A 5,361-nucleotide genomic window follows, 5' to 3' on the forward strand; every position below is an offset into this window, starting at 1 on the left:
CCGCCGAGAGGTTGCCGAATCCCTCGGAAAGCTATCGAGTCAAGTGATATTGGTCAAATGGCCCTACTCAGTAGGGTCGTATTGCTCGAGCGAGTCAAGTGATATTGGTCAAACGACCAAACTGAGTTGGGGCGTATTACTTGGGCGAGTCAAGGGATATTGGTCAAACACCCCAACTCAGTAAGGGTGTATACTGGACTTTCCCGAATACGACCCTACTGAGTAGGGTTCAATCTATCGTTATTCGACTTTGATCATTCTTGAGTCCCATCCAATGACGCACCGCTACTCGCTACCTGTTCTGCTCGTGATACTTGTAACTGCAACTGGTTGCTCGCCTCCCGAACCGGCATCCGACACGACAGCTTCGCTTGCGACATCACCAAAATCCACCGCAGATGAGGGTTCACCGAAAACTGTCGGCAAGACGCCTCCAGTCGATCCTGCGATTGACGCTGGTATGATGGCCGACGAAGTGGAACACTCCCAACGATTGATGCCTAAGACGATAAATCGTCTCGACGCGACCATTGAAACGAACCCAGATTCCCACGACTAAACTACATCCGACCTTCGTCTTGTGCTCGATCCAAATCGGACGAATAACAATTGCGTGCACACTGAGCGGTGGTGGAGACCAACTTCGTTTTCCAATCACACTGGCCGCCACCGCCAGGTGACGCTGACCGTTATCCGACAGAAATCCATTCGATTGTGAATCCATACGAATCACCCGCGGAACAGCGGTCGCCGACCCTGCGCAAGATTCGCAGTTACCGATACATCGCAATGTTGCTTGCTGGCTTCGCTGCCATCATTGGCTACATTTACCTGACGCCCTTTATGACGTCGCCGATCGCCACCTGGGGATGGCAGAATTGGTGCTTCGGTTTTGCACCTGCGGCCTACCTCGTGTTTGCCGCTACTTTGGCGGTACTAGTCGAATGGTACGCGAAACCAATCGCGCTTCGCTTGCTGCCAGTAGTCCTCTTTCCACTTTTGTTTGTCACTGGCCTCATCGGATTCGTGTTCTACATCGACTCTGCAAACATTTTCACAGGCGTCTACATATTGCTCGGTCTCCTGTGCCCAGTCGTTTGGATTTACTTTGCGTTATCCGTTCATCGAAGCTCGGCACTAATTCACAACGGCGGATAACAATCGCGTGAACCCGAGTTGTGGTCGGGCCGTTTTTTGAATTCTGCGCCACTCGCCACAACCGGGTTACGCGGGTCGTTATCCGACTGAAATCACATTTCTGCTTCGCTCACCCCGTGGAGACTCAACAGATGTCCAAACAGACCGCACTGCTTTGCACTGCAATTGTCGCACTCGTTGCTTGCCTAGCATCTGTTCTCGCCACCCGAACTGTCATGGCTCAGGAGCAGGCGGAAGGCACTCCTCGTCGGACCACTCCAAAAATGCGGTTCGAGAGAATACTGTCGTACAACGCCAACGGGGTTGATATCCAACGATCCATGGTGCCTGGCGGGTGGATTGTCTCGGGAACATTGCGTAGCGGCGATTCGCCCGCATACGGTATGACGTTCGTGCCTGATCCACAGCACACTTGGGATGGCTCAAGCGTCGATCAGGACGGCGGATAACCATCACATGCAACGGAGTGGCGGTGATTAGCGTTCTGGCAGTGGTCAATCGTTCGCCGCCACCCGCTGATGTGTAGCGTTCGCCGCATGACGTTCAGCACGTGATGGTGACTCGATGAGCCACTGGTGCTTGCTGGACGCCAGATTGCGTTTACCTAAACACCGTAATACCTGCTACCGAAATGGACTATCCGACGTTTGATCCCAGAACTGACGAGATCGGTCGTAGTCGCTACCGCCTCCTGACAGCATGTCGCGAACAGCAGCGCAGCCGCCTGCAACTAAGCAGAGCAACAAAACAAACCAAATACACTTTTTCATGTCTGATCTCCTAATGCGTTGCCGATACCCAAGTCCCCGCGTTCGTTGCAATACTGATTTTCGTGGCGTGAATGGTTCGTCGTATTGTGGTCGCTATGCCCCGGTCTTCCCGGTCCACGATATTGATTAATGAAGCTGGACGGCGAACCATCCAATGCACCCGAGTCGCGAAGTCGGGCGTTTTGACCATGGAAAATCTCTCGTCGCGACCGGGTGATTGGTGACGTTATCCGACTGGAGTCGCTGTCCCGCTCGGCCCTGCCTTCATCTACCCTCAACCGAGTTTCACTCAATGCGGATGACCATCCGCCACGAAATGCGAGCGACGGAGGCCGTATTCTCGCCACGTTCATGCCTCGACCCCATTGCGATTTCCCGGGATCGCTCGGGCTACAGCTGGAGGTTTCGCGACCGATGTTACACCGCAGACCGTTGGCTTTCCACGCTGCTCTGCGAAGGTGACACTGCAATGAAACGCGGCGAATGGAGAGGGCTTCCCGTTTTGGGGCGGATGGAATTCGATTCTATTCAACTGGGTCTACTTTCGTGGCGTGGCGATGGATGCAATCGGATTAGGATTGACCGCCAAAGATGCGGGCAACGTTCGACCAAAGCTCGTCGCTTTGAACGGGTTTGCCCTGTATACTGCTTCTCTCACCACCGCGTTGACGTCATCCCGGATATTTTGTTCATGCACTTGTACTTTGCGTCGCAGACGGGGTGACGCACGCGGATAACCATCGCGTGAACCGGAGAACGCGAGCAAAGCGATTCGGCCGTTAGAAACCTTCCCGCGCGTTCCCGGTTACGCGTGACGTTATCGGACTAACCGACGATGCACGAGAAGATCGCTGCCGATGAGTGAAGTTGCGTTTACGAAAGACCGTTTCTCCGAGATCATGACAATGCTATCGGCTGATCGTGTCACGTTGACTTCGATTGATCCGGAGCCCGTTCAACGACGGAATTCAACTTGGCAGCGGTATGAAGCATCACGCGATTCTGCAATGGCAATGCTTGTACTACACACTCGATGGGAGTTGCCCGATCACGTCATATTCATTTTGTCGCGAGACATGCGGCGCGTTTGTCGCCCTTCAGCATGGTCCGGTGACACCAAGCTCGTAAAGGAACTCGACCGGCGACTGCTGGGTGCAGATGGCTGGTACCTCGGAGACGGGAAGGGCTAAACTGAATCGCGATTCATCAGAGTGCCGATAACCAAGACGTGAACCGGAGCGGCGAAGTCGAGCGTTTTGACAATGGACAATTTTTCGTCGCCGCCCGGTTACGGCAATCGTTATCCCGCTCGACATACCCGCAATGTTCATAGTCGTCACGCATGGCCTACCATACACGATGAGGGAGAAGCCGCCCAAAATCAAAGAGGTGCGGCGACACGAAATCGTGTTACGGACTTGGGAAGACGAACACCTTTTCGACTCTGATTCACATTACCGATATTTCGCCGACGATGTTCCTACTCTGACCTCGTTTCAACGCTTCCTGACGCGCACCTTCTACAACCCGGTTGTTCCATTGTGTGCTGAGTGGCAACGCGTTGGCGACTTTGATGCCAAAGAATTAATTGACGCAGTCAAAAAAGGACTCGATCACGATGACGACATCATTCAACAGTGGTTCGACGGATCAGATGTGTTAAAACTACTTAGGAAAGCAAAGAACTGGGGAGACACCTTGCTTGCTGTTGAGGCAATCGGGGGTGGTCACGAAGACACACCGGAAGTCGCCGCTTACGTAAAACGCGTGCTGCCCAACGCGGGATAACAAAAAAATGCACCCGAGTCGCGAAGTCGGGCGTTTTGACAATGGAGAATCTCTCGTCGCGACCGGGTGATTTTAGATGTTCCGTCGGCAGAGCGTCTTGCCGGAAATTTAGGCGACCGTTCAGCATGGTCTCAGCCTGTATGCACTCATTCGCGCCAATTGTTTTGCTCGCGACCGTTCTATTCTTGTGTGACCGCGTCGCCGCACAGGATGCCGCAACGAGCGAATCGCTTGCCACGCTGAAGGCCGGTAGTGCACAGGATATCGCCTCTGCGATATCGTCGTTGCCTGATGACACGCTCAACCAGCCAGAGATTGCGCGACAACTCACGCTGCTCTTGAACGACGATCGCGCTGTGGTCGAACACCTGATGGGTCGCGAAACGGTGCGTGAACGAGCCTGGTTTAAATTGCTCGACCTACCTTCGACGGCAGCAGTATCCATTCTGAAGGAAGTGTCGGAGCTTGAGACAGACCGGGCCCGAGCAAGAGCATTCCAAGCAATATCTCGAATTGGCAAGCCGAATCTTCGTGCATACGAAATGACCCTGCCATTCTGTAGCGACGACGATGTATACCTGCGTTCGCGAGCGATTTCGGCGTTGAATGCCGTTGCAGACGACAGTGATGAATCCGTGTTCCAGTTTGGAAAACTTCTGCTTGACTCAGACCCAATGGTGAAATGGACTGTGCTCGACGCGCTGGACAAACGGTCTAAACGCATCCGCCCCGTGATACCGGAGGTCATCGCATTGCTCGACGATGACTCCGATGTCTATATCGCGATATCAAATCACTTCACACTACCAGAAAAACTAAGGGCCCGCGCTGCTCGCCTTCTGGCAAGAATTGGTCCGGATGCCTCGGACGCGATGCCGAAGTTGAAATCTCTAACCGGGCCAGATTACAACAAGAACGTGCGCATTTGGTCTGCGACTGCTATTTGCAACATAGCGGAGTCTCCCCCGCCGCAAGCTCTGGACTTATTGGGGCAGCTTTTGCTCGACGACAGGGATCGCGAGTTCGTGCAAAATGATGCCCCAGAGGCGATTGCGCAACTTGGTCCTTCTGCAAGTGGACTCCTTGATTCACTTGAGCGTGCGAAGAAACACGCTTCCGCACAGATACGTTGGGGGCTGGTAGATGCATTCTTTGCGATTGACCCCGATTCCGCCGTGTCACGTTGCCTTCCTTTGATGGAAGACGAGGACGAATTGGTGGTGGAAGTCGTAATTGACGCACTTAGCTCACGTAGTATCTCCGAGCCACGCGTGATTGCTGCCTATACTCGCGCGCTACGAAACCACGATGGGCTGTTTGATCAACCAGCGAGTTCCGCGGTAGATGCCCTCGCGAATCTTGGTTCCGATGCGACCGCCGCCGTCCCGGCTCTTCAATTGCTTGCACAAGATCCGAGCATATCGGATACACTCAAAGATGAAGTTTCCGCTGCCCTGGAAAGCATTCGTTAGGCTCCATTACGAACTCAGAAGACGACGGAACAATGCAATGCACCCGAGTCGCGAAGTCGGGCGTTTTGAAATGGACAATCTCTCGTCGCGACCGGGTGATTGCAAACGTTGTACTGGCCTCTGGAGCACTTCCTTGAAGCGCTACGTTTCTTATAGGCAGTGACCTTGTCGCT

Annotated in this window: 3 protein-coding genes; all 3 read left to right on the forward strand. The window is 53.7% G+C overall.

Annotation, left to right across the window (positions count from 1 at the left end; translation table 11 throughout):
* Positions 1–630 precede the first annotated feature (630 nt).
* The gene (locus RE6C_RS32990) at positions 631–1,158 is read left to right on the forward strand and encodes a hypothetical protein (RefSeq protein ID WP_008659153.1); all 528 of its coding nucleotides are present in this window, start codon (positions 631–633) and stop codon (positions 1,156–1,158) included.
* Between the two features lie 2,177 nt (positions 1,159–3,335).
* On the forward strand, positions 3,336–3,716 hold the full coding sequence (locus tag RE6C_RS19060; protein ID WP_144054832.1) for a hypothetical protein: 381 nt from the start codon (positions 3,336–3,338) through the stop codon (positions 3,714–3,716).
* A gap of 140 nt (positions 3,717–3,856) precedes the next feature.
* Complete coding sequence (locus tag RE6C_RS19065) at positions 3,857–5,188, forward strand: HEAT repeat domain-containing protein (RefSeq protein ID WP_160167227.1); 1,332 nt, start codon at positions 3,857–3,859, stop codon at positions 5,186–5,188.
* The last annotated feature ends 173 nt before the right edge of the window (positions 5,189–5,361 follow it).

It is taken from the genome of Rhodopirellula europaea 6C (genome assembly GCF_000338295.1).
In the GTDB taxonomy this organism is placed as follows: Bacteria; Planctomycetota; Planctomycetia; order Pirellulales; family Pirellulaceae; genus Rhodopirellula; species Rhodopirellula europaea.

Excerpts from the sequence above, each read along its gene's own strand:
- RE6C_RS19065 (WP_160167227.1), top strand. The coding sequence starts at position 3,857 with ATGCACTCATTCGCGCCAATTGTTTTGCTCGCGACCGTTCTATTCTTG.